19 protein-coding genes are annotated in these 25,173 nt (G+C 42.5%); 8 read left to right on the forward strand and 11 right to left on the reverse strand.

Annotated elements, in window-relative coordinates; all coding sequences use genetic code 11:
• Window positions 1-5: 5 nt before the first annotated feature.
• From WHS63_RS10245 to WHS63_RS10275, 7 genes are all read right to left on the reverse strand, one after another.
• Entirely contained in the window at window positions 6-1,190 is a 1,185-nt protein-coding gene (locus WHS63_RS10245) for an amidohydrolase family protein (protein WP_445205019.1), read from the reverse strand.
• Window positions 1,187-2,020: a DUF4296 domain-containing protein gene (locus tag WHS63_RS10250; protein WP_445205020.1), complete on the reverse strand. Its 834-nt coding sequence runs from the start codon at window positions 2,018-2,020 to the stop codon at window positions 1,187-1,189. Before WHS63_RS10250 ends, WHS63_RS10245 begins: the two co-directional genes overlap by 4 nt.
• Before the next feature lie 107 nt (window positions 2,021-2,127).
• Window positions 2,128-3,069, reverse strand: a complete 942-nt coding sequence (locus tag WHS63_RS10255) for a PorP/SprF family type IX secretion system membrane protein (protein WP_445205021.1) — start codon at window positions 3,067-3,069, stop codon at window positions 2,128-2,130.
• Between the two features lie 21 nt (window positions 3,070-3,090).
• Complete coding sequence (locus WHS63_RS10260) at window positions 3,091-11,739, reverse strand: T9SS type B sorting domain-containing protein (RefSeq protein WP_445205022.1); 8,649 nt, start codon at window positions 11,737-11,739, stop codon at window positions 3,091-3,093.
• A 60-nt stretch (window positions 11,740-11,799) separates the two neighbouring features.
• On the reverse strand, window positions 11,800-12,345 hold the full coding sequence (locus WHS63_RS10265; RefSeq protein WP_445205023.1) for a PKD domain-containing protein: 546 nt from the start codon (window positions 12,343-12,345) through the stop codon (window positions 11,800-11,802).
• Window positions 12,346-12,977: 632 nt separating this feature from the next.
• Window positions 12,978-13,865 (reverse strand): aldo/keto reductase, encoded by an 888-nt coding sequence (locus WHS63_RS10270; RefSeq protein WP_445205024.1) that lies wholly within the window; start codon window positions 13,863-13,865, stop codon window positions 12,978-12,980.
• A gap of 10 nt (window positions 13,866-13,875) precedes the next feature.
• Complete coding sequence (locus WHS63_RS10275) at window positions 13,876-15,768, reverse strand: methyl-accepting chemotaxis protein (protein WP_445205025.1); 1,893 nt, start codon at window positions 15,766-15,768, stop codon at window positions 13,876-13,878.
• Between the two features lie 145 nt (window positions 15,769-15,913).
• Here WHS63_RS10275 and WHS63_RS10280 point away from each other — a divergent pair, with 145 nt between their 5' ends.
• From WHS63_RS10280 to WHS63_RS10295, 4 genes are read left to right on the forward strand one after another with little or no spacing between them, the layout of a single operon-like run.
• The gene (locus tag WHS63_RS10280; RefSeq protein WP_445205026.1) at window positions 15,914-16,372 is read left to right on the forward strand and encodes a YybH family protein; all 459 of its coding nucleotides are present in this window, start codon (window positions 15,914-15,916) and stop codon (window positions 16,370-16,372) included.
• 24 nt (window positions 16,373-16,396) lie between these two features.
• A complete protein-coding gene (locus tag WHS63_RS10285; RefSeq protein WP_445205027.1) occupies window positions 16,397-17,224 on the forward strand; it encodes a lysophospholipase in 828 nt (275 codons plus the stop codon).
• Window positions 17,211-18,212 (forward strand): GSCFA domain-containing protein, encoded by a 1,002-nt coding sequence (locus WHS63_RS10290; protein WP_445205028.1) that lies wholly within the window; start codon window positions 17,211-17,213, stop codon window positions 18,210-18,212. The genes WHS63_RS10285 and WHS63_RS10290 overlap by 14 nt, the downstream gene beginning before the upstream one ends.
• Window positions 18,209-18,832: a hypothetical protein gene (locus tag WHS63_RS10295; RefSeq protein WP_445205029.1), complete on the forward strand. Its 624-nt coding sequence runs from the start codon at window positions 18,209-18,211 to the stop codon at window positions 18,830-18,832. The genes WHS63_RS10290 and WHS63_RS10295 overlap by 4 nt, the downstream gene beginning before the upstream one ends.
• Here the strand turns inward: WHS63_RS10295 and WHS63_RS10300 are convergent.
• Together WHS63_RS10300 and mtnA are read right to left on the reverse strand one after the other, a co-directional pair.
• A complete protein-coding gene (locus WHS63_RS10300; RefSeq protein ID WP_445205030.1) occupies window positions 18,829-19,428 on the reverse strand; it encodes a class II aldolase/adducin family protein in 600 nt (199 codons plus the stop codon). The genes WHS63_RS10295 and WHS63_RS10300 overlap by 4 nt on opposite strands.
• A gap of 245 nt (window positions 19,429-19,673) precedes the next feature.
• On the reverse strand, window positions 19,674-20,768 hold the full coding sequence (gene mtnA / locus WHS63_RS10305) for an S-methyl-5-thioribose-1-phosphate isomerase (RefSeq protein WP_445205031.1): 1,095 nt from the start codon (window positions 20,766-20,768) through the stop codon (window positions 19,674-19,676).
• A gap of 276 nt (window positions 20,769-21,044) precedes the next feature.
• Here mtnA and mtnP point away from each other — a divergent pair, with 276 nt between their 5' ends.
• The 3 genes from mtnP to WHS63_RS10320 all read left to right on the forward strand — a co-directional run bounded on the left by mtnP (window position 21,045) and on the right by WHS63_RS10320 (window position 23,143).
• Window positions 21,045-21,791 carry an S-methyl-5'-thioadenosine phosphorylase gene (gene mtnP, locus WHS63_RS10310; RefSeq protein WP_445205032.1) on the forward strand — a complete coding sequence of 249 codons (747 nt, stop codon included), beginning with the start codon at window positions 21,045-21,047 and terminating at the stop codon, window positions 21,789-21,791.
• A gap of 5 nt (window positions 21,792-21,796) precedes the next feature.
• On the forward strand, window positions 21,797-22,225 hold the full coding sequence (locus WHS63_RS10315; RefSeq protein WP_445205033.1) for a GNAT family N-acetyltransferase: 429 nt from the start codon (window positions 21,797-21,799) through the stop codon (window positions 22,223-22,225).
• Between the two features lie 342 nt (window positions 22,226-22,567).
• The gene (locus WHS63_RS10320; protein ID WP_445205034.1) at window positions 22,568-23,143 is read left to right on the forward strand and encodes an adenylate kinase; all 576 of its coding nucleotides are present in this window, start codon (window positions 22,568-22,570) and stop codon (window positions 23,141-23,143) included.
• A 228-nt stretch (window positions 23,144-23,371) separates the two neighbouring features.
• Here WHS63_RS10320 and WHS63_RS10325 read toward each other — a convergent pair whose 3' ends face one another.
• Both WHS63_RS10325 and WHS63_RS10330 read right to left on the reverse strand, forming a co-directional pair.
• Window positions 23,372-23,737 carry a hypothetical protein gene (locus WHS63_RS10325; protein WP_445205035.1) on the reverse strand — a complete coding sequence of 122 codons (366 nt, stop codon included), beginning with the start codon at window positions 23,735-23,737 and terminating at the stop codon, window positions 23,372-23,374.
• Between the two features lie 35 nt (window positions 23,738-23,772).
• Entirely contained in the window at window positions 23,773-23,991 is a 219-nt protein-coding gene (locus WHS63_RS10330; RefSeq protein WP_445205036.1) for a hypothetical protein, read from the reverse strand.
• 657 nt (window positions 23,992-24,648) lie between these two features.
• Here WHS63_RS10330 and WHS63_RS10335 point away from each other — a divergent pair.
• Window positions 24,649-25,044 carry a hypothetical protein gene (locus tag WHS63_RS10335; protein ID WP_445205037.1) on the forward strand — a complete coding sequence of 132 codons (396 nt, stop codon included), beginning with the start codon at window positions 24,649-24,651 and terminating at the stop codon, window positions 25,042-25,044.
• Window positions 25,045-25,173 lie beyond the last annotated feature (129 nt).

The raw sequence follows: 25,173 nt of genomic DNA on the forward strand, positions 1-25,173 counted from the left end.
AAAATCTATATTAGACGTTTTGCTACACTCTTTTCCGTTGGTCGCATTTTGGTAAAGTCAAAGTGGTCAACTAAAACTAAACCAGGTTTCTTACCAACTTCAAGAGTACCATACATGTTATCAATGTTTAACGCTTTTGCACCGTTAATTGTTGCCCACTTTAGAGTAGTATGAAAATCAACGGAGGGGAATTGTTTTTGAATAATCAGTATTTGGTTGAGAATTGAGAGTGAACTTACCGACGCTAAGCTATCGGTGCCAATGGCAATGTTAAGGCCATTCAATTCAAACTTATCGAGCGGAGGAATTGCATTTTCAATTAAAAGATTCGATTCGGGGCAAGTGACTAAGGTTAAACTGTGAAACCATCTGTTTAGCGATAAGAGTTCATCGGGGGTTGCAAAAGTGTTGTGCACGAGCAGTGCTTGGGCTTGTTTAGGAATATAACCAGTGATTACGGAGAATGGGCTTTTACCTGAAGGTGCTATAAAAGGGATGTTTGAATTTTTATACCGATGAAAAAGCGGGCCGTTTCCTGTGGCTAAAAATTCGTATTCTGCTCTGCTTTCACCGTAGTGGATACTTACAATTTTTTCCCCTTTTTTGTTTAAATGTCCGGAGATAATTCCCCAGAGTTTTTCTGAAAGCGAATAGGTTGAATGAGGCGTTAAGCTAGTGCTTTCGGGGTAATATTTAGTAAAGTCGTTATAAACACTTAGCCCATGGCTAAATGTTTTCTCAGCCACATCTGGATTAATACCAAAGAACTCAATAAAGTTATGAAAGTATAGATCTGATTTTTGCTTATGGGGTAAAGTTGATGCAGAATTACAAATATCGGCAACAGCAACCGTTCCGCTTGTATATGCTTGATTTATGGCATCGGCAATACTTTTGGAAATGTGCTCTTGGTTCGATTCCCGCTGGTCAGTTACAGCCTCAATGAACCCTGCAATGCCAGGTTTCTTTGCCTTAAGCCCCTTAAGGTGTGACAGTTCCAGGTGACAGTGGGCATTTATAAAGCCAGGAACAATTACCCCGTTGAAGAACTGAGTGGAGTGTATTTCACGGAAATCTGAATCGGGCTCAATTATCCTTAAAATTTCACCAGTGTCGTTGGTTTCAACTATCCCGTTACGAATGGGTGGACCACATACCGGAAAAATATAGTTAGCCCCAAAACGCTTCATAACGGTTGAGCCTTCTTAATCAACTTTTTAATTACCTTGACATTTCGGGTATCAATGGAATCAAGCTTGTCAAAATTTCGGGGTGAGTATGTAACCTTTAGGTTACTGAAAATTGCATTACGTTTGAAGTTTGAGGTTGAGTTGCCGGAGTCGTATAGCCAACCCTTGAGGTGAGTAATTTGCTTGTCGGTAAGCGTTAGCTTGTAGCTATAACTATGAACGTTTCCATCTTTAACATAGGTGGCAAAAACGGGATTTTCTCTCACTCCAATCGGTGTGCCATCGTCAAAGTAGAAAAAGATATAGTGTCGTACGTTTACCCCTTCATCATCGGGAAAAAATTGGGCATCGAACGAAATGGTGTAATCACCAAGGTCAACCACAGGGATATCGAACCCCAGCGATGGATTAGTGGAATACTCTATAGCCATATTCCAGCGTGTTTTATGGGGCCAGAGGTTGTCGTTGCTATCCGAATTCCTATCAAGTGTGTCGGACTTTGAGGTTTCCTCTAGCTTGTCTCTCATTCGGGTCAGTTCCATCACCACCTTGTCGAAAATGATATCGAATTTTTCCGTATTCCTTGAGTAGTACTTCACGGAACTGTCGAACTGAGCGGTTGTGTAGCCGTACGATTTTAGGATGGGCTCGTAGTAGTCAATTGAGTCATGGCCATAAAGAATGTTGTGGGGAGGTGTACTTGTAACGCCATCGGTTATAAAAATCTTTGTGAGTATTTTTACCATGTCGCTTTCAGGAATGATGTAACCTTTATTACAGGAAAGTAAAGAGAATATTGAAAATAAAATAAGGGAGACCGTTCTTCTCATTGGGATAACTATTTACCAGGTGTAATGTAAAACGTAAAATTCACTGCAAATCTATTACTTTTTTCAGAATTAGATAAAAAAACCGGGCAACGCCCGGTTTTAGTAGTTTATTTTAGCTTATCGAAGTTATAACCGAACATCACCTCATGTGAACCAGAGTTATACTTTTTTATCCCAAGCAAACTCCAATCGAACGAGTACCCGAGCAAATAACGCTTTTGCCATGTAACCCCAACCATAACTGATAAGGCGTCCTTCCAACGAAGCGATAATCCTCCCCATACATTATACCCCTTTTGGATATATGTATATTTCCCGTTTAGCTCGAACTGCATAGGGCTACCGAACATGTATTTTAATAATGCAGATGTTTCAACCTCCATGTTTCGATTCAGGTTTACCCAGTAACCGCCACTAAGTAGCAAGTGCTGTTTTAATCGGCTTGTTCCTACTGGTTCAGGGTAAAATCTTAATCGTTGGCCAAAAAGCTGGTGAGCGGCAATACCAACGTGGTAAGAGGTGCTGTAAAGGTAAAAACCTATTGAAGCATCGGGTGATACCACCGTTTTGGTGGCCTGAATTATTGCGGGATCGTACCGTGGATCAGGTTCTTCGCCCAAATTAAGTTTTGTACCATCGAGCCTGTAAAGCATCATGCCAAACGAAATACCTCCTGATATCCTGAGCCCCGATTTATCAATCATCATGTTATAGGCATAAGTACCCATGAAGTTAGTTTTTGCGGTTGGTCCGGTTACATCATTTGTAATGTATGCACCCCATCCCATGTCGTACTTGGTGAATGGGCCATATACACTGGCGCTAACCGAGAAAGGTGCATCGTTTATTCCCACCCACTGATTACGATTGTTACCCCTTACCTGGTAGTGATTCAGGGTACCGGCAATGGCTGGGTTATACAGGTATGGGTTAAACATAAACTGGGAGTAGTGGGGAACCTGCTGGGTAATCCCTGTAAATGGGGTAGAGCTAATTAGCAGTACTGCTAGAATTAGTTTCCCGGGTTTAAGTGACGATATCATTTTCATAACCGTAATATTTTTGGGCTGTTACTTTACAATGGTAACAGAACCGGTTATTGGTTTCCAGTTTGCTCCTTGTGCTTCAATGTTAAACTTAATAACGTAGTAATAAGTGCCAATTGGTAACTCATGACCACTATTCGACTTACCATCCCATCCCTTTGCGGCTTTATCGCCAGTGGCTGACCAAACCAGCGAACCCCAACGGTTGAAAATCTCTATGGAGAGGTCGGGGAATAGGTAACTCTTTGGAACTCGCCATATATCATTAATACCATCGCCATTGGGTGAGAATACATTACCAAATGCAAGATCGTCAACCACCTTGGTGTATAGCCTTATGGAATCGGTACATCCTGCCTCGGTTCTGGCTATCACATCAACCAGTATGTACTCATTTATTCTCTTGGTTATTGGGTCTTGGATTTTCACAATTCTATCCTGTGGGATTTGGTTCTTAATCTCCTGGTTGAATAGAATTTGTGAGTTCCAGCTGTTAGATGGTAGGAACATTTCAGCTGGTTTCCATTCAAAAGTGGTGGCATAATCAACGCTCTTGGTTATAACGTCGATATTGTACTCTTTACCCATCAGGATTGATATGATAGTATCCTGAACTGCTGATATGTAAAGTGGAACATGTAGGCCTATTTCAGGAAGTACATTTAGGTTAATGGTATCTTTCTCAATACACTGAGGCGATCCAACGTAATAAACCCTCAAAACATAGGATTTACTCTCGGTTAGCGAAACCGATAAGGTATTTCCTTCTTGAACCTGTGTATTGCTTGGTAGCTCGTTCCAGTAATACAGGAATGCAAGGTCTGGATCGCCACCACTTACTGAGCCAACAAGGGTAACAGGATTATTGAAGCAAACAGTGGTATCGTTACCAGCTATTGCTCTGAAGTTATACCTGTCCTCAATTCCAACAAAGAATGTGGTGTCGTAAACGCATCCTTTAGTATCGGTTACCCTTAGAGTGTAGTTGCCCGATGATATGTTGGTTAAACTATTATCGGTATCGCTTAAGCCTAGCCATTCAAAGGATAGCTCGCTGATGTCGCCTGTACCGCCTGTTTTGCTTACTATGGTAATACTACCCTTGTCGGTACCGTTTATTTCCCTACAGTAAGCGTCTTGGATATTGGCATTTAGCTTGAGCATGGCAGGGCCTTTAACCTCAAAGGTATCGGTTACGGAGCAGTTAAGAGCATCGGTTACCTGTATCCAGTATTTACCAACAACAATGTTCTCAAGATCCATTGTGGTTTGGCCATTTGACCAAAGGAAGGTGTAATCGGGTTGACCACCACTAACCTGTACGCGTACATATCCCGATGGGTCGTTTGGACAAGCCAGCGAATCGGCTGGGGTTAATCCGGTTATGATTATTGCAGGGGGTTCTGATAATGTAACCCTTAAAGGCGGATCAAAGTTGGCGGAGCAACCATTTCCATCCGTAACCGTAACATCATATACACCTGCAGGTAGATTCTCAAATACGCCAATATTGTTAGATGATGTTACAGTTCCGGTTATTGAGTAGGTTAGAGCACCAGTTCCACCTGTAGCTGTAATGTTAATAGCACCAATGGCTTGGCCATTACAGGTAGGATCAAATTGAACAAGTTCAACTAACTGGATTGCACTAGGTTCAGTCATTGGAGGAACATTGGTTACCTCGGTTGTACAGCCATGCGAATCGGTAATGGTAAAGTTGGTGTAGGAGCCAACGGCTACGCCAGTTGCCACGTTCCCAATTGATGAGCCTCCATCCCAAGTAATTGTATACACGGGAGTACCTCCGGTTATATCGAAAGTTACTGAGCCGCTTGCTTGACCGTTACATAATGGGTTTTCAAGGCTTACAAATGTTGCAATTAGAGGTGCGGGTTCAGCAATATCAACCTGTCGGTTGGGGAATACTGTTGAGATATTGTCGGTTATTGATATCAGGTAGGACCCGGCATTAAGATTCTCAACGGTAAAGATATTACCTCCCTGGTCGATAACCGGAACCGGTGTCATGTCCGATAATCTTGTACACAGAACTGTAAATGGAGGGAATCCACCAGTTATGGTTATGGTGATTAACCCATCGGATAATCCATTACAGCTTACATCGTTTGAGGTAATATCGATATTGACACCACTAATAACCAAATCGCCTGTTTCTACGTTACAACCATTTACATCTGTTACTCTAACCCTGTAGGTTCCTGTACCTAGTCCGGTAAAGTCACCTGTACCGTTTGAGATATTATTGGGGAGTAAAGTATAGGTTAGTGCACCAGTGCCACCAGTGGCTATTACATGTATTTCCCCATCGTTAGCTCCCGGAGTGCTTTCTTGAACTACGTTTACATTAGTAATTACAAGCTGTGCAGGTTGAGTAATGGTAACCAGTTGCGATTGCGGACAGTTATTGATATCGTTTACAACAACAATATAGTCGTTTGCAGTGAGGTTGGTGAAAATATTTGATGGGTAGAAGGTTGTACCACCATCAATTGAGTACTGCAACGGTGGTGTGCCCCCTGAAGCAATAATCTCGATACTACCGTTATTATCGCCATAGCATCCGGTAACATTGGTAACATTTATGTTATCGATACTGATAAGCGATGGAGAGTTAAGGGTGATAGGCCCTGTTGATACAGGTCCACAGCTGTTTGCATCGGTAACATCTACGGTATAGGTACCAGCGCCTAACCCATTGAAAGTACCAGTTGTGTTAGTGATTGCCCCTGGGTTAAGCGTATAGGTCAAAGTGCCTGTACCGCCGCTTGCAACAACCGTAATACTTCCAAATGAAGTGCAGGTAGGATCAACCGTGGTAATATTATCGATAGTTATTGCTGGAGGCTCACTGATGGTTGTGCTAGAGCTGGCCATACAGCCATTATTGTCCATTACCTCAATAAGGTAGTTGTTTGCAGCAAGGCCAGTAAATAATCCTGTACCCTGCCATGCTCCGCCATTGATACGGTATTGTATTGGAGTAACTCCGCCTGTAACTGTTACATTAATTTGACCATCCGATAGTCCATTACATGAAATGTTGGTAGCTGTAACATTCAAAATTATTGGTGCGGGTTCGTTGATAGTTACATCCTGCGATGTTGTACAAAGGTTGGCATCGCGCACTACAACATTGTAAATGCCACCACTTAGGCCTGTCTTTAGGCTAAGGGGCTGCCATGTAGATCCACCATCGAACGAGTACTCGTAAGGTGGAGTTCCACCGGATGCAGATACGTTAATTTGTCCGTTTCCATCGCCGTTACATACCAAATCAACAGTGGTGTAGGTGAACGTGAGCTGAGTAGGTTCAACAATGGTAAATGGTCCGGCAACAATGGGTCCGCAGCTATTAGCATCGTTAATTTCAACAGTGTAGGTACCTGCCGATAGATTTGTAAAGGTTCCAGTTCCATTTGTAGCCAAAACATTTGAACCGGCATCGAGCAGGGAGTAGGTCAGGGGTGCTGTACCCCCTGAACTAGTTACGGAAATTGTACCATCATTTGCTCCAAAGCATGTTATATCGGTAGATGTTTGTGTAGCAACTGATAAAGGCGCTGGCTCAATAATGGTAAGGTTTGTTCCAATAGTAATACATCCATTAGCATCCTGAACAGCTGGGGTATAGGTTCCACCACCTAGTCCGGTAAATAGTCCTGTTGCATTACCAAACGGTGCGCCTCCTGTAATACTGTAGTTGTAAGGAGCAGTTCCGCCCGATGCAACAAGGGTAATTGTTCCATCGGATAGTCCATTACAGGTGATATCGGTTTTTGTTCGGGTGGTAAAGAACAATGCAGGGGGTTGACCAACGGTAAAGTCCTGTGTTAGAACACAGCCGTTGAGGTCGCGAACATACATTGTGTAGTTCCCAGCTGTTAAACCGGTAAAGTTTCCGCTGGCAAAGTAGTTAACTCCATCAATTGAGTATTCAAGAGCACCAGTACCTCCGCTAGCGCTTGCATTAACCTCGCCGTTGTTTCCACCAAAGCAAGTAACGTCAGTTACACTGAGGGTGTTAATTACAATAGCAGGAGGGCCTGTAATAACTGCAGGTTTTGTTACAATACAGCCGTTTGCATCGCGAACGTAAACAGTGTAGGAACCAACGCCAACATTGAAAGTGTAGGTTGTGGGATAGAAAGTGGTACCATCAATTGAAACCTGCTTTAATCCGGTACCTCCGGAAACTCCTGTAACCTTGATTGTACCGTTTGTGTTGTACCAACAACCTGTAACGTTAGTGGTTTGAACCGTAAAGTTAATGGGCGAAGGTTGATTAATATAGATTGGGTTACCATTGTTTGCAGCAACAACACAGCCATGTGAATCGCGAACCTTAATGTAGTAAGGGTTGGTTGGTCCGCCTGGTAGGTTTTCAAATACCGGATTGGTACCCCAAACCTCGGGTTGGTAGATTGAAAATTCGTAACCACTTCCAGAACCTCCCGCAACATTGCTGATAGTAATTTTACCAGTATTATCGCCGTAACATGTAGTTATCTGTGTTATCTCATAGGTGAAAGAGATAGTGTTGGGATCAACCATTTCCACAGTTGTTGGCCAGGTTGCTGTACAGCCATTGGCATCGCGTACCACAATGTCGTAGTAACCATCACTAACAGTAAAGGTGTTGCTTAGCTGGAAGTTTAATCCATTGTCGATGGAGTACTCCAGTGTACCAGTACCACCGCTGGCGGTAATGGTAATTGTTCCATCGGCGTAACCACTACATGAGATTGGAGTTGTAGTCACATCCGATATCACAATGGGAGCGGGTTCCGCTACATTGATATCTTCAGAATATGCGGGACATCCGTTTGCATCGGTTATATTCAGGGTATATGTTCCCGCTGCTAGGTTTGTGAAATTAGCTGGGGTTGGATGAGCCGGATTCTGTGTTCCGATTAGGCTTGCACCAAGGTATAGTGTATAAACGTAATTGGGTGTACCTCCATTTGCAAGTGCCTGGATTGATCCATTGGTATTACCTGAACACCCGCTAACAGGAACCACTGTTTTAGATGCAAGTCCAATGGCTGCGGGTTCAGTTAGCACAACGTTCCCCTGAGCCTGGCAGCCCAAAGCATCGGTAACCATAACAGTATAGGTAACGCCTGCGCTTAGGTTAGTGGCAGTTTGGTTGGTTTGCACGGGCGATGTATTCCAGCTATAGCCGTAACCGGGTGTACCACCCGATACGTTTACAGTGGCCTGTCCGTTACTATATCCGTTGCAGGTAGGATTTATTGTGGTAAATCCATCAACCTTAAGTTCAGGGGCTACCGTAACCTGAACAACATTGCTGGGATTGTTAACGCATGGGCCGCTGTTCACTAACCTACGGAACCATGTGGTTTGGGTTAATGAACCGGGTTGGTAATTAATACTGGTTGCACCAACAATATTGCTGAATGGACCTCCAGCGCCAGCCGTACTACTTTGCCACTGGTAGGTGTAAGTTCCATTGCCACCTGTTGGGGTTAAACCGTCGAGTTGAGCAGGTGAGGTGTTGTAACAAATGGTTTGATTGGCGCTTATAATATTATTCCCTATTGCCGGAAGAACGGTAATTGCCACTACGTTGCTAATGCTAACGCATGAGCCCGATGTTACTATTCTTCTGTACCATGTATTTGCCGTTAATGCAGGAGGAGAATAGCTTTGTGCAGTTGCTCCTACAATATTGTTGAATGGACCCGATACTCCTGAAGTACTACGTTGCCACTGGTAAGAGTAAACACCGGAACCTCCTCCGGGAGCAGCTCCATTAAGTTGAGCTGGGGTATCGTTATAGCAAATGGTTTGGTTATTTCCAATTGTATTTCCGGTAATCTCAGGAATAATAGTTATGGTTACAGTGTTTGAGTTTGTAATACCACATGCGTTTACTTCAATCCTTCGGTAACAGCGGGTCTCAGTAAGCCCGGCAGGCGGGTCGTAACTTGAACCGGTAGCACCGGCAATACTAGTCCATCCGCCTGCGCAGTTCGATTGGTATTCCCATGTGTAAGTCCAGCTACCATCTCCACCTGAAGGTAAAGTAACGTTGTTAAGGGGTAGTGGGTCGCTGTTGTAGCATAGGGTTTGGTTGCCGTCAATTGAACCAGCTGTTATATTGGGGTAAACTGTAACTGTTACCTCATTGGAATATCCTGTGCCGCAGCTGTTGGTTGCAACCCGACGGTAGGTTCGGGTTGTTGTTTGGCCGGCAGGAATATCGTATGTTAGGCTATTAACACCCAGCGAAGTCCATGGTCCAGCACCTTCCCTGTATTCCCAGTCGTAAGTCCATGCACCACTACCTCCGCTTGGTGAGGTAACGTTAGTGAATGCTTCGGGATCGCCATTGTAGCAAACAGGTGCAGGAGTACTAATTGTACCACCATCAACCGCTGGAGCAACGGTTACCGTTAGGGTATTGGAATATCCAGTCCCACAGAGATTGGTTGCACCCCTACGGTAGCTTGTGGTTTGGGTAATGCCGGCTGGCGGGTCGTAGGTTAAACCGTTAGCCCCTGCAATGCTTGTCCAACCGCTTCCAGTATTTTGCTCCCAGAAATATGTGAAGGCGCCATTACCACCGCTTGCCGCTGAACTACTTGTAAATGCAGCAGGGTCGTCGCCGTAACACACCGTTTGATCCGACGCAATTACTCCGCCATTGATATCGGCATAAATGGTTATGGTTACAGTATTTGAGTAAACTGTTCCGCAGTTGTTAGTTGCAACCCTACGGTAACAGCGGGTTTCGGTTTGGTTTGCAGGAGGATCGTAGGTTAAGCCTGTTGCTCCAGGTATAACAATCCAGGGCCCTGCACAGTTGGACTGGTATTCCCAGCTGTAAGTCCAGGGGCCATTGCCACCGGAGGGGTCAACTGTGCTAGTGATAGCGCTTGGATCAGAGTTATAACAGAGCGATTGGTTCCCTGCAATTGTACCTCCGTCCATTTGTGGGTAAACGGTAACGGTAATCTCGTTTGAGTATGCAAAACCACAGGCATTCTCTGCTTTTCTGCGGTATTGGGTAGTTTGTGTAATTCCAGCGGGAACATCGTAAGTTAAACCATTGGCGCCGGCAATTGATGTCCATGATCCTGCGCCAACCTTTTGTTCCCAGCTGTATGTCCAAGCACCAGTACCCCCTGCTGGAGACACTACATCGGTAAAGGCAGCGGGGTCGCCGCTGTAGCAAACACTTTGGTCGGAACCTATGGTTCCACCCGTAACCTGATCGTAAACGGTTACGGTTAGCTCATTGGAGTAAGCTATTCCGCAAGTATTATTAGCAACTCTTCGGTATTGAGTTGTTTGGGTTAAACCGGCAGGAACATCGTAGGTTAATCCGGTTGCACCGCCAATATCAGTCCAACTCCCAGCACCAACTTTTTGCTGCCACTGGTAAGTGAAAGTACCATCGCCGCCTGAGGCAGGTGAGTCGTTGTTAAATGCCGATGGATCGCCAGCGTAACAAATAGATTGATCGGAGCTTATGCTGCCACCATCTAGGGCTGCATAAACGGTCACAGTAATTGTATTTGAGTAAACTGTTCCGCAGCTTGTAGTGGCGGCCCTGCGGTACTGAGTTGTTTGGGTTAAACCTGCAGGTACGTCGTAGGTTAAACCGGTTGCACCGCCAATGTCAGTCCAACTTCCAACTCCTACCTTAGATTGCCACTGATAGGTAAATGAGCCATTGCCACCACTTGGTGGTGCAATGCTTGTAAATGCAGCAGGATCGCCATTGTAACATATGGTTTGATCGCTGCCTATTGTTCCACCGTTGAGCTGGTCATAAACCAGCACTGTGGTTTGGGCGGAGTTTATACAGCCGTTAGCATCCTGAACGGTTACCGTGTAATCGCCTGAATTATCAGGTGTGACGTTAGTTATGGATGGATTTTGGTCGGAAGAGCTGAAGGGTATCGTTGAGTTACTAGTCCAGCTGTACGATACCATACCATTGGGAGCGGAAGAGAGGTTTATGGTTCCATTGTAGCAAGCAGGACCATCGTTACTTGCCGTAACGTTTGGTAATGGATTTACAGTAATGTTAATGGCATTAGATAGCCTTGAGCACCCGGTAGTGGTTAATGTAACCCTTGCGCGGTATGAACCAGTTTGGGTTGCGCTGTACTGATCGCTCGTAGCACCACTGATATCGGCACCATCCTTTCGCCATTGGTATGCATAGTTCACTCCTGTGTTAACTTTTAGAAGTGCAGAGCCTCCCTGACAGAATGTAGTTGGGTCAGTGGTAGATATTGACGCAGTAGGTGATTGAAGAATTTCGATGCTTATATTATCAGAAGCAGTATTGGAACCCTCGTCCTCTACATCGCAGGTGAAATTATAGATGCCAGCTGGAGAATTGGTATTAAGTTTGGCTACATCACCCGGAGGAACAAAGGTTAGTACGTGTGTGTCACCTGACCAGGTGTAGGTATAATTACCAGGGTCGCCAACACCATTCTTTATTTTAACAGTAAGAGCAAACGAACCGGAACCCTGACAGTCCTGCGTTTGCCCGCCCGATGGAACTATGGTTACGGTGAACTGTCCAATAACTGGGGTAATTTCAAATGCCGATATTACAAGTAGCATGGCTGCTGCCTGTAATATCTTTCGGAAAGTATTATATGCTTTCATCTGCTTATATTTTTCACTCGTTAGAGTTTGATATTATCAGCCTAAATATTTGTCAAAATATTACTGAATTTCAACAATGTTACTCGAGGCGGTACATCCATCGGGACTTGTGGTTAATACGGAGTATTTACCGGGTTGTTTTGCATTTTTAAATGCATCCTCGTTAACCATTTGGTTCCCGATGTAGTATTTAAGGTTGCAACCCGAAAAGTTCCCTTTAGTTTCAATTTCAACCTTGTTGTTTTTAAGCTTTAAAATTGGTTTAAAAATAGGATTAACATTTATTGTTACCGAGCTTGAAGCCTCGTTACCCTCATTATCCTTTAGGAAAACTGTAAAAGTATAAATGCCTTTGCTATTGGGCTTAAGAATAAGAATATTGCCAAGGTTTTTCTCAACAATCGATAAATCGCCTTCCCATTTGTAACTTATTCCTTCATCGGTTCCTATATCGGTTTGGGCCACCAAGGTAATGGTTTGATTGGCACAAAAATTGGTTTTGTTATTTGGGGTAACTACTTTAACCGCTAAACCCTGAGCATTTAAAAGGTTAATACTCAAAGTTAGTAATATTGTTATAGCTATGAAACTGATAAAGTTACGCATGGTGTAATTGTTTTATTAATGGAAACTATAAAAAAACACTTAACCCAAATTTAATTCGAATGTAAAGCATTTTTTTGTTAAATTAACACCTAAAGTCAATAAAATTAATGTTTTAACGATAAAAAATATTTAATACCTTGATAAACAGTTAAATACGTTATTTCCTTTCATTGGTGTTGATTGCAATGATGTTGCAAATGTATTAGCAAAACATCAAAAAACCTGCCAAAACATTTAATAAACAGTAAAACAGCGGTTAAGAGCAAATGAGCCTTGATTTATGACCGATTTTGAACTTGGGAAAGGCAATTAATTGGTGTGCTTAAACTAGGATTTGAATGGGTTAGAACGGAATGAGTCGGAATTAATCGGAATGAACCGGAATGAGAGGGAGTTAGAGGAAGTTAGAGGGAAAGCGAAACGCATAATCAAAATATCATGGATTACAAATCGAACTGAAAGAACGCAGTAAAATTTTTGAGGAAATTCGTCAATTGAATTTTTCACTCTACGAATTTAGGTTTAAGATCCCCCTGTTTTCAACATGGGAAAAACTCATTTTTATTTCCAATACCAAAGTTTGTGCTTGGGGTAAAAATGAAATAATTTTAGGTTAGCCAAAACTAGCAATATTAGGGCACCTCTTTACCAATAGATGCTGAATACACCTGGAACCATTGCTGTGTGGTAAGTTTGGTTTTTAGCGCCAAAAAAGCATTCTTAATCCTTTCAAATTTTCCGCTACCTACTACAGGAATAATCCCTGCGGGGTGAGTGGCGAGCCAGCTAATTGCTACCTGTTCGGGCAACAGTTTTGTTTCCCCGGAAATTTTGTGTATGGTTTTTGCAATACGTTTTTCGGTTTCAGATTTTGGATTGAGTATTCTTCCGCCACCTAAAGGCGACCAAGCCATAGGGATAATTCTTTTTTGCATCATGTAATCCAGGTTACCATTGTGCAAATGCTCTAGCTGCAGTGGCGACACCTCAATTTGATTCACCTCCAGTGGGATATTAAGGAATGATTGCAATAGCTCTGTTTGATGTGGCAAAAAGTTCGAAACGCCAAAGTGCAAAACCTTTCCGGTACATTTTAGATGTTTAAATGCTGTAGCTACCTCTTCAGGGTTAAGTAAGGGTGATGGCCTGTGAAGCAGTAAAAGATCGATACGGTCAGTTCTAAAATTCTTAAGCGATTGCTCTACCGAGCTAACAATATGATTATAGCTGTAATCGTAATGCTTTGTGGTTACATCGGGAAACCTATCAGAAATAAGACGTATCCCACACTTAGTAACTATCTGAATTTGATTACGGACTTCGGGCTTAAGAGCCAGGGCATCGCCAAAAAGTTTTTCACAGGAGTAGTTGCCATAAATATCGGCACTATCAATTGTAGTAATACCTATATCGATACATTGTTGGGTGAGGTAAAGGAGTTCATGCTGGCTCAAATTCCATTCAGGTAGTCGCCAGTGACCCCATACCAAAGGCGAAAGCGATATCCTGTCAGATCCCATTTAATCGAGGTTAATCAATTTTATAGAACGATGAAGCATCTTTAAGGTCAGCAGCAAGTTTTAACAGGTGCTCGGAATAGGTTCTAAGGTCGTTAGCTGTGTCGCTGGTGAGCTTGCTAACATCTGAAAGTTTTTGCATGGAATCGCCTATCCGGGTTGTTTCCTGCTGTTGATCATCAAATTCAAACGAGAGCTGTTTGGCATGTTCGGCAATTCGCTTAACCTCATGGGCTAACTTTTCCATAACGTTGCGAACCTCTTCCACTGTGGCAAGGCTTGAGTTTGCCAGATTTACTATGTCCTGTGCAGCCTGTTTGGACCGTTCGGCAAGCTTACGCACCTCGCCGGCTACCACAGCAAAACCCCGTCCGTGCTCGCCAGCCCTTGCTGCCTCAACGGCAGCATTTAGTGCAAGAATGTTGGTTTGGAAAGCAATATCGTTTACAACCTGAATTCTATCGGCAACCATTTTCATAGCATCGAGCGCTTTTGCTGAGGTTTGGCTACCTTGCTTTATGGTATCAACAGCCTTGTTCGATATATCGAGCTGTTCCTGAACCGACTTTGTGCTCTGCCCAATGGACTTAACCATTCGATGGATGGAGTCCGAAACCTCATCGGTGGTTAGGGTTAGCTCGCCTACGGTAGAGGTGAGCGTTTCAGAGCTGGTGTTCATGGTTTGACCAGTATCCATAATGCTTTCGGAAACCTGCCCTATTCCCCTGAACGTATCGCGTAACCTGGCAGCCATTTCGGTAAGCGATTTCGAGAGCGTTCCAATCTCATCATCGGAATTATCGTTAAAAGCTGCCCGTAAGTTTCCTTTGCTAATTTCCTGGGCAAATTCAACCCCACGAGTTACACGTTTCGATATTTGATTGGAGATTATGCTTATTACCCCGCTAATAAGGATTAAACCGATAATTCCAATGATAATTAGAGAGTATGTACGGGAACGCGATTCGGTTAAAACATCATCAATTATCACAATAACGCCTAGGCACCAGGGTGAGTCCGATCCTTTCATGGTAATGGGGTTAAAGTAGGCTACCACCTCCTTGCCTGTGTCGGAATGCTTGGCTGAAATTGTGAAGGCCTCGCCCCTGGCAATTTTATCGGAAATATGGTGAATACTATCCTCTTCGGCATTTATTTCCCTCATTGTTTTTCCCAAAACTGTTGAATCGGGGTGTGAAACGTAAACGCTGCCGTTCGATAGCAGGAAGGCATAGCTGTTTTTAAAAAGCTTTAGCTTATCAACGCGTTCCTTGATTTCTGTCAGGGTGATGTCGCAGCCAACTGTACCCACCAATTGGTTCCCATACGAGATTGGGCTTACCAGGCTGGTCATGTGAATTTTTACCTTATCGGCGTTGGTGTACTTCCAGTAGTATGGTTCAAGAATGGTGTTGCCTTTTAAATTTTTTGTAACCCAGAGGCTTTTACTTGAAAGGTTGTCGAACGTAACGGTATCCTGACGATATTTTAGAATATCGTCCTCCCAGTAAAATGTGCAACGCAAACGCCCCTTGCTTTTGCCGGTTCTGTCAATCTTGGACAAGTCCCAGTTTACCCAAAGCGATTTTATGTTATGATGCTCCTTAAGAACGTCGGAAACCATTCTGTTTTGCAGTTCAATCCAATCCTTTTGGTTTGTATAGTTGAATGCACGAAAAGCCTCAGCTAGTGTTTTTGTTATACTCAGTTCCTGGTTGAGTTGATCCTCGAAACTGCGGGCTGTTTCTTTAACCAGCGTGTTAACATAGCTATGAGCATCCTTAAGGTTATCGTGCTGTATGCTCTTAATGATGAATACGAAAACTATCAGATATACAATGGCTGAGATGCCAACAAGGAGGAGAAGCATCTTGCTTTGTAAACGCCTTAAGTTTAATGATTTCATAGTCAATAATTTAATACCAGGTGAGATAGGTAAATATCCTTGGCAAAATAAATTTTTAACATAACTTAAGCAAACAAATCGATTTTTTTGTAATTTGTAAAATGCATTTATTGATAGATTAATGAATCTATAAAGTTAATATTCAATGAAAAACAGACTAACCAATTTTACCATTTACTTGAGCATACTCTACACTGTTACGATGTTATCGTGTGGTAAAGCGTTGCCCACTAAGGAAAGTTTGAAATCCGAGATATTTGAGGTAGAATCACAGTTTTGTGATTATGTTAGGCAGCATGGTATTGCTGAAGGTTTTGCATTTTTTGCCGATGATTCGGCAACAATTCTTCGTGGCCGCGATAGCCTAATTAAAGGGAAAAATGCTATTTACCACTACTACTCAAACCCTCAGTACTTAGGGGCAAAAGTCGATTGGAAGCCTGATTTTGTAGAGGTTTCAAAAAGTGGCGACTTAGCTTACACCTATGGCCATTATACCTGGAAGGTTCCCAAAAGCAATGCCGACACATTGGTTGTTCAAGGAATTTTCCATACGGTATGGAAGCGCCAAACCGATGGTACTTGGAAGTACGTTTGGGATTAATTTATATTGAAAATTTTAAAAGATATGGAACCCGAAAAACAGATTTGGCAATCGTCGAGCGGGAAAAACATTTTTGCATGGCAAATTAAACCCGTTGCTGCACCAAAGGCAATCATCCTAATTGTACATGGGCACGGGGAGCATTCGCTAAGGTATGTGCCCTGGGCAAAACGATTTGCATACCATGGCTTTTTGGTACAGTCGTGGGACCACATTGGGCATGGTCAATCCGAAGGTAGAAGAGGGCATATCAAATACTTTGAGCAGCTGCTCTTTGAAATTGATTTGGCTATGACAAAAATTACACACGATTATCCAAAACTGCCAATAATACTTTATGGGCACAGCATGGGAGGAAACATCGCTCTGAACTATGCCCTAAACAGACCAACCAAACTTGATCTATTGGTTGTAACCTCGCCTTGGTTAAAATTGGCAGTTCCTCCATCGCCTGTAATGGAGGCACTTAGTGAGTTCATGAATTTGGTTGCTCCATTTATTCAAATAAAATCGACCGTAAAGCCTGAGCAAATTTCCCAAATTCCTGAGGAGGTGGAGAAGTATGCAACCGATCCGCTCAATCATGGGCTTATAACTCCTAGGCTTTATACATCAATCACAAGTTCTACCAAGTACATTTTTGGGAATGCCCAGAAGATTAGTATTCCTACTCTACTCATGCATGGCAGCGGCGATACAATTACCTCGCATATAGCTACCAATGAGCTATCGCGTAAAATTCCTAAGGCAACATACATTGAGTGGAGCGGATGTTACCATGAATTGCATCATGAGCGGGAAAGGGATGAGGTTTTTAATTCAATACTGAACTGGATTAATGAGCAGCTCTAAAATTGATTTCCGCACTGAGGTTACTGTAAGCGATTATCCTTTCCGTATTAGCTACCAAACACCTGTACTTTTCTGCGGTTCGTGCTTTGCCGAGAATATAGGTGGAATTATGCAAAGCTATAAAATGCCAGTGCAGGTTAACCCGTTCGGGGTGGTTTACAATCCTTTATCGGTTGCAAAGGTGTTGAGGAACATTCTGCAAAATAAGCACTATACCGGTAACGATTTAAATCACAGGAATGGCTTGTGGTTCAGCTTTGATCACTACACCCGGTTCTCGTCCGAGAGTCAAGAAGAGTGTCTGCTTAAAATTAATGATGCTTGCAGTAGTGCCCATGAATTCATTAAAAAGGCAAACTTGATAGCAGTAACATTTGGTACTGCACGGGTTTACCGGCTTGTAACAACGGGTCAGGTAGTGGCTAACTGTCATAAAATTCCTGCAAAGGAATTTACCCATACCCTGCTCTCAGTTGACGAGATTGTAACCGAGTGGTCGAAACTGGTTGACGAGGTTCTGGCCGCAACTCCAAACATTCGGTTTCTTTTTACAGTTAGCCCAATCAGGCACTGGAAGGATGGTGCAATTGGCAACCAGCTCAGTAAATCGACTCTTATTCTCGCTGTACACAGGTTAGTTGAAATTTATTCTGACAAAGCATTCTATTTCCCTGGATACGAAATCATGATGGACGATTTAAGGGATTACCGTTTTTACGATACGGATATGCTTCACCCATCGCAGCTTGCGGTCGATTACATCTGGCAAAAGTTCTCCGATGCTCTTATTGAGCGCCAGGCTATGCAAGTTACGGAAAAGGTTCATAGAATACAACAGGCATTAAGCCATAGACCGGTTAATCCCAAATCCCAAGAATTTAAAAGGTTTGTAGATAAAATTTTGAATGAGGTAAATAGCATTCAGAAGCAATACCCATTTCTTAACTTTAACGAAGAGGTAAACAAATTAAAAAGTTATATAGTATGATTTTATTCAAGCGTTTAAGAGACTGGCTAAATGTTTTTTCCGTAACTGCCTATTTGTTTTTTGCAGCTACTAATGCCTTTTCCCAGGATTCCACATGGGTTTGGCGTGAGAAGGGTAGCAGTAGCCTTAAGTTTTTTGGTTTAATAGCGTATCAGGAAGGGCGGGGTGAGCAGGGGTTTGGCATCCCTTTAGGCATAGGATTCCAAAAGCATTACCTAAACGGACGCTGGAGGGTAAATACCTCCATACAGGCAGCATCATACAGGACCTTTGCTATTACCGATGTCCCCGATAGTTACTACAGGGTAACTACTTTAGGCATATATTCAGATTTAGACATACTCAGGTATTACTCCTTTTCGGTTGTCCTTGGCGCCGGGGCCGGGTTATCGTATTCCCGAGGTATTACTTTAAGCTGGTGGAATGAGAATTTTGGTCAAACCATCCAAGATGAACCGTTCAGTAGGTGGTACCCTTCAGTCTATTTAGCATACGGCATTCGCATAGCTCCTCGTAAAAGTAAGTATGCCGTTGAGATATTCCTGCCACCCGGAGGGCACGCCAACAAAAATTTCTACCTGTTACATATCGTCAGGGTAGGGGTTGATTATAAATTCTAGAGCGATAGTTCTTCCCAGTTCAGTAGGGTTTGAGCAGCACTGGCAATGTCGGGCCCAAAGGATACTATACCTTCTTCGTGCCCAGCCATAACAAGTATGCCCTTGCTTTTGAGGTCGGTTTGGCTGTAGAGCCTAATTACCTCCTTAGCCATTTCAGGGGTTCCATACTCTGCTTGTTTCCCTGTCTTAGGAACACGGCGCAGCAGTGCGCGCCACAGGTTTAGGTTATGGATATGGATAACTGCACCAATCTTGGGATCGCAAAGGTAAAGCACTGCGTGTGTCATCGATTCCGACGAAGCTATGACTGGGCCAGTAGCATCAACCGTATTCCTATGAATGTTAAATGAGGTAACCAGGGCAAAGTGCTGTTTGCCAATCTCGGCAAACCCACCCGTTCCACTACCGGTAATCAGAAACTCATTACCACTTGTCCGGCAGCTTAGGTTCCCGTAACCAATTCCCTTACTATCAACTCCCACAAATCCCTTTTTGTATAATACCTGACGCCAGTATATCAGTTCCTCAGTAAGGGGCGATTCAATAGGGTCGGTTTTTGTCCAGTTGCAGTTGAATTTGATTATGCCGTCCCTCATATGTTTTACAATGGTTTCAATTCCAAAAATATGAACATCATTTGAAAATGGGAAAGGTGAAATCAGCAAAAATCATCAAATCATCGTAATCGATTATCTTGTAGTAAGAATCAATTTTAAATTATTATGACTAAAGCTAAACTACATCAACATTACTGACAAAAAGAAGGCAAATTGACCATATGTTATTTTGTTTAAAGGCTTTAAGTTAGAAGAATGTTGAGGTGTTTGTAAATGCTTAGTGTCTAAATTATTTTTTTAATGGCATCGGAATTTGGTTTTACCACACCCTTCTCGGTAATAAAACCGCTTATCAGCCGGGCTGGTGTCACATCAAATCCGTAGTTTACAGCCGGGGTATTGTCTGGACAAATCAGCATATCGACTATATTCCCATTATACAATCCCCTAACGTAGCGCACTTCGTTTCCCGATCGTTCCTCAATAGGGATTTTTCCTAAGCCTTCGGCTAGGGCGAAGTCGATGGTTGAGGTGGGTGCGGCTACGTAAAAGGGAATGCCATTATCGTGGGCGGCGAGGGCTTTCAGGTAGGTGCCAATTTTATTGGCGGTATCGCCATTCGCGGCTATTCTATCGGCACCGGTAACCACCATGTCCACCATGTGGTTTTGCATAAGGTGCCCACCGGTATTATCGGCTATCAGTGTATGTGGAACGCCCTCGTTAAGTAGTTCCCAAGTGGTAAGGGCTGCACCTTGGTTCCGGGGGCGGGTTTCATCGACCCAAACATGCAGTTTAATACCTTTACGGTGTGCAAGGTATATGGGCGATAGGGCTGAACCGTAATCGGTAAAGGCAAGCCAACCGGCATTGCAATGGGTGAGGATATTGACAACACCGCCCTTTTTTCTATCACTAATCTCTTCAATTAACGGCAACCCATTTAGGCCAATCAACCGGCAGCTCTCAGCATCATGGTCGGCAAGCTGCTTTGCCGCATCAAGGGCTATGTGTGCCTTTTCTTCTAAAGTTAAACCGCTCGCAACCCTGGAACAAACTATATTGATAGCCCATTTCAGGTTAACCGCGGTGGGTCGGGTGTTCAGAATTTCGGCAATGGCTCCATCAACAAAAACCATCGGTTGGTTGCCCTGAAATGCATCGCGGTAAGCCAAGTACACACCAAATGCTCCAGCCACACCAATTAGGCCGGCTCCACGCAGGTGCATCTCCTTTATGGCTATGGCCATCTGCTTATAGGACGATATGGTTTCAATATGGAACTCATGTGGTAGATAGCGTTGGTCAATTATTTGAACATCGGGCAGTTGGCCCTCATCAACCCAAATGGTTCTGTAGTATTGGTCTGCTACACGCATTGTTTTTACTCAACTTAGTGTCAAAGGTAAAAAGCTGTTTGAAAAAATCAATGTAATTGTAGTCGGAAATGCTTTTTTTGACTGATTTGCATTAAATTTACTATGTTAAATTAAAAAGTCGTTCAGTTAATAAAAATAAACATGCCTTTTGTCATCCTGAGTGAAACGAAGGATCTCAGTCAATGCTAAAAGAGAAAAAGTGCAAGGAGATGCTTCGGCGTGTTCAGCATGACAAATAATCTAACTACACGGCAATGATGTTTAATTCTAAAGTATATGCCTACAATTGGAATTATTGGCGGCTCCGGGCTCGATAACCCTGATATTATTAAAGATGCCACCACGCTTAGGGTAGATACTCCCTACGGGAATCCATCGTCGCTGCTGAGGGTTGGGACTATTGGCAGTAACAGGGTGATTATTCTTGCCCGCCATGGCCATAGCCATGAGTATAGCCCAACTGAGGTAAACTACCGGGCAAATATTTACGCGCTCAAGCATCAGGGTGCCGATTGCATTATTGCCACTACTGCTTGCGGAAGTTTACGTGCAGAGATTGAACGGGGCGACTTTGTTTTACTTGACCAGTTCATTGATTTTACCCGAAAGCGTATTAATACTTACCATGAATCCTTTGCCAGTGGTGCAGTTCATACCCCTATGGCCGATCCCTTCGACTCGGCATTGCGCGCCCATATCCTTGATTGTGCGGGCAGGGTAGGGGTTAAGTGTCATCCACGGGGAACCGTGGTTACCATTGAGGGGCCACGCTTTTCCACCCGAGCCGAATCAATGATGTTTCGCAGCTGGGGAGCCGATGTAATTAACATGTCGGTTGCCACCGAGGTGGCCCTGGCCAACGAGCTGGCCATTCCTTATGCTGCCATTGCCATGAGCACCGATTACGATTGCTGGAAAACCGATGAACCACCCGTGAGCTGGGAGGAGATAGTTCGCATTTTTGAACAAAATGCTCAACGCATGATTGCGCTACTACTCATGGTAGTTGAAACCTTAAAGTAAAGCCCATGTTTACAATTCGAAAGGCAACACCTGCCGATTTAGAACCGGTTTACCAGCTAATTTGCGACCTTGAGGGTGAGAGCCTCAATTACTCATACTTTACCGAGAACTACCGAAGGAATCTTGAAGATAGCACGGTGCATTACTGGGTAGCATGCCATGGCGAAAAGGTTATAGGTTTCTTGAGCATGCATGTTCAGCGTATTCTGCATCACGTGAGGTTAACCTGTGAACTCCAGGAGTTAAACGTTTTGCCCGAGTATCGCTCGCGGGGGGTTGGCAGCATGCTGATGGAGCAAGCAGAGAAACTTGCCAAAGAGCTCGGTCTTGAAGAGGTTGAACTTACCACCCGAAATTACAGGGTGCGAACACAGGAATTTTACAAACGGTTGGGATACGAGCAAACACATCTCAAGTTTGTGAAAAAGTTTTAGAGAGCAATATTTGCTATGGATACATTGCTTATGCACAACATCTTGTTAGGCCGTTTTAGTTACATTCAATTAACCTGTTACAATCTCTGAACCGTTACTAAAATTCTATATATTAAAAAATGCATGGTAAAATAATCTATGTGCTACAAATCAAATTTGATAAAGTTTAATGAACTTTAAAAAGCGTGGAATATTTTTCTATGGTAATGCTTTAAGTCAACCCGCAAATTGTCCAATAATTTTTTGGCTGTGACAATTGTTTACCTATATTTGTTCAAGCATTTTAGCAGGTAAGAGGTTGGAAACTAAACAGCAATAAACCAAAACACAATATATCGTAAAATGCTTAACATTGTTTTATTTGGCCCCCCGGGCGCAGGCAAGGGCACTCAATCCCAAAAAATAATTGAGAAATACAAGCTGCAGCATCTGGCTACTGGCGATATGCTTAGGGCTGCAATACGTGAACAATCGCCAATTGGAGTAGAGGCTCAAAAGTATATCGATAAGGGGCAGCTGGTTCCCGATGAGATGGTAATCAATTTGATTGCAAGGGAACTCGATAACCACCACGATGTTCCGGGCTTTGTTTTCGATGGATTTCCCCGAACTACCGTTCAGGCCAAGAAACTCGACGAAATGCTCGATGCCAAAAAAGCTCCCATTACCATAATGTTAGCCTTGGAGGTTGAGTACGATGAGCTTTTAGCTCGCCTGCTAAACCGGGGAAAAATGAGCGACCGTAGCGATGACCAGGACGAAGGTATTATCCGTGGCCGGCTCGATATCTACAATAAAACAACCCTGCCGGTAATGGATTACTACAAGGCGCAGGGCAAGTACCGTGGAGTAAATGGTATGGGAACAATCGACGAGATTTTTGAGCGAATTTGTCATGTGATTGACAGTAGCCGGTAACAAACCCTAATTAATACATCAAGGCCATCGACTATCACGATGGTCTTTTTTATTTAAATGTATATCACTATCATTAAACGCTTGTGCGGATTTTCAATCGCCCGAAGAGAGTTTAACTTAGCAAATTTGTACAATTTTTGATAGATTATTTAATAAAGCTGATAGAAGCATTTATTAAAGATGGTTGGTCCGTATTAGTAAATTGTATTAAAAAAAATGTAATGAAAGTTATTGTAGAATTCTTCTAAGAACCCTAATAATGAAAATATTTTTTTCACTTTCATAAAATTGTTTATTAAAAAATATACCTAATACCATTAAAGGAATTAATGTGATTGCAAATATTATTAGACCAATTAAAATATTATTTTCAATATTGAATAAACATATAAATAAGGTTAGTGTTATAAATATCGATATTATAACAATGCTAATTTGGCTAATTTTTTTTAATCTTAAAAACTTAGAATGTAGATAGTCAATTATTTCTTGTTTTGGATTATCTTCTGATAAATCCTTAAATTCCTTATAATACAGACTATCCTTGAGTTCAGATACTAAAAACTCTTTTAATTCATTATTTTCTTTTCTCATATGAAAAATTGTTAAATAATTCAAAATGTCAAATACTATAGCACACAACCTACTATTGTGCCAGCTAAACTCAGTGTTTGACCAGCAAGAAGTTCTGCAACAACAACAGCACCTATTGGGCCAGTTGCGAAAACTATAAACCCAATAGATACAAAAGATGCCGTAACCGCAAATGCACCACCTGCAGCACAGCCTGCTGTACTTCCACCTTCAGTCAAACTCATTTCTTGTAATGATAATTTTCTTGCTTCCATTTTAATAATTTTTTAAGGTTAATAATAAAGTTAACTTACAAGTGCGAAATTATTGGACTGAATTTTTACAACCAAAAATAATGTCGATAAATTTCGTGAACGGTCAAAAATTTAGTCCAAGCGGGAAGTTTTTCTTAACACGATTTTCTAGATTGTTGACTTTTGGGCTAAGGGAATGATAGGCCGGTGCATGTTAAAATAGATAGTTGTACGAACATTCTTATCAACTCATACTTATCGATTGTTTTGATGTGGGATTTAATTATGGTTATTAATATGCCAACAGCATGGCATAATCGGCTACTTGTTCGCACGCGTCGGGGGTCGCGTGCGCTCTTTTTAATGCTGTATCATTTATGATGTGCCCCCCTGTGTTATTGTATTCCGTGTGAGTTTTTTCAAAGTCGTCCGTCCATTTTTGTTGGTTGCACCTCCAAAGGCAAGTTTGAGCGTAACCTAACATTGCGCCTTGGCCGGTATAGATGAAAAACTGCTCGAAAGCACGAGCGAGAAATTTTTTTTACTAGATTTGCTGAAATTTTTGGGTTGGTTTTGTATATATCGTACGCATATTGAGGCTCGCACCAACGTGGGTATGAATTTTGTAAAAATTGATTATAATGTTAATGCATTTAACCAATCTAATTTATACGAAATATGAAGCCAAAGCTTACTGAAATTCTGCTAGTGTTAGGTTTAGTTTTAGCAGGAATTCTTAAAGGTATTACCAGCAGTGCTACATTCCTACTAGTAATTATCTTTCTTTCAATTCTACTGTCTGGGTACTATTTATTCTTCTACGGGAATAACATAAGCGGCGATAGTAAACTATTAAACATAGCAACCCGCTGGGCGCTTTCATTATTCCCCATTGCTTTTGTTATAACATTTTTCACCCCTAATACAGGAAGGATTTTGAGTTTGATTTACTTTGCTTTTTGTATAATGATAACCATTTTAAAATCCCGAAACAAAACAACCGACAGATATGAGCTGATTAGAATGTACTTGCTATTAACCATTTTAACATGTACAGGTCTATCGTTCCCTTAACCTTATGGTCAAATTTCAACTAAATCGGGATAATTAAACAACCCTATTTTTGTTCACATCCGTCCAAAATAAAATTTTGTAGATAAAAAATGGGAGTTGGAAATATCCCCGTTAAGGGATAGTTTTACA

The organism is Tenuifilum sp., assembly GCF_037481895.1.
In the GTDB taxonomy this organism is placed as follows: Bacteria; Bacteroidota; Bacteroidia; order Bacteroidales; family Tenuifilaceae; genus Tenuifilum; species Tenuifilum osseticum.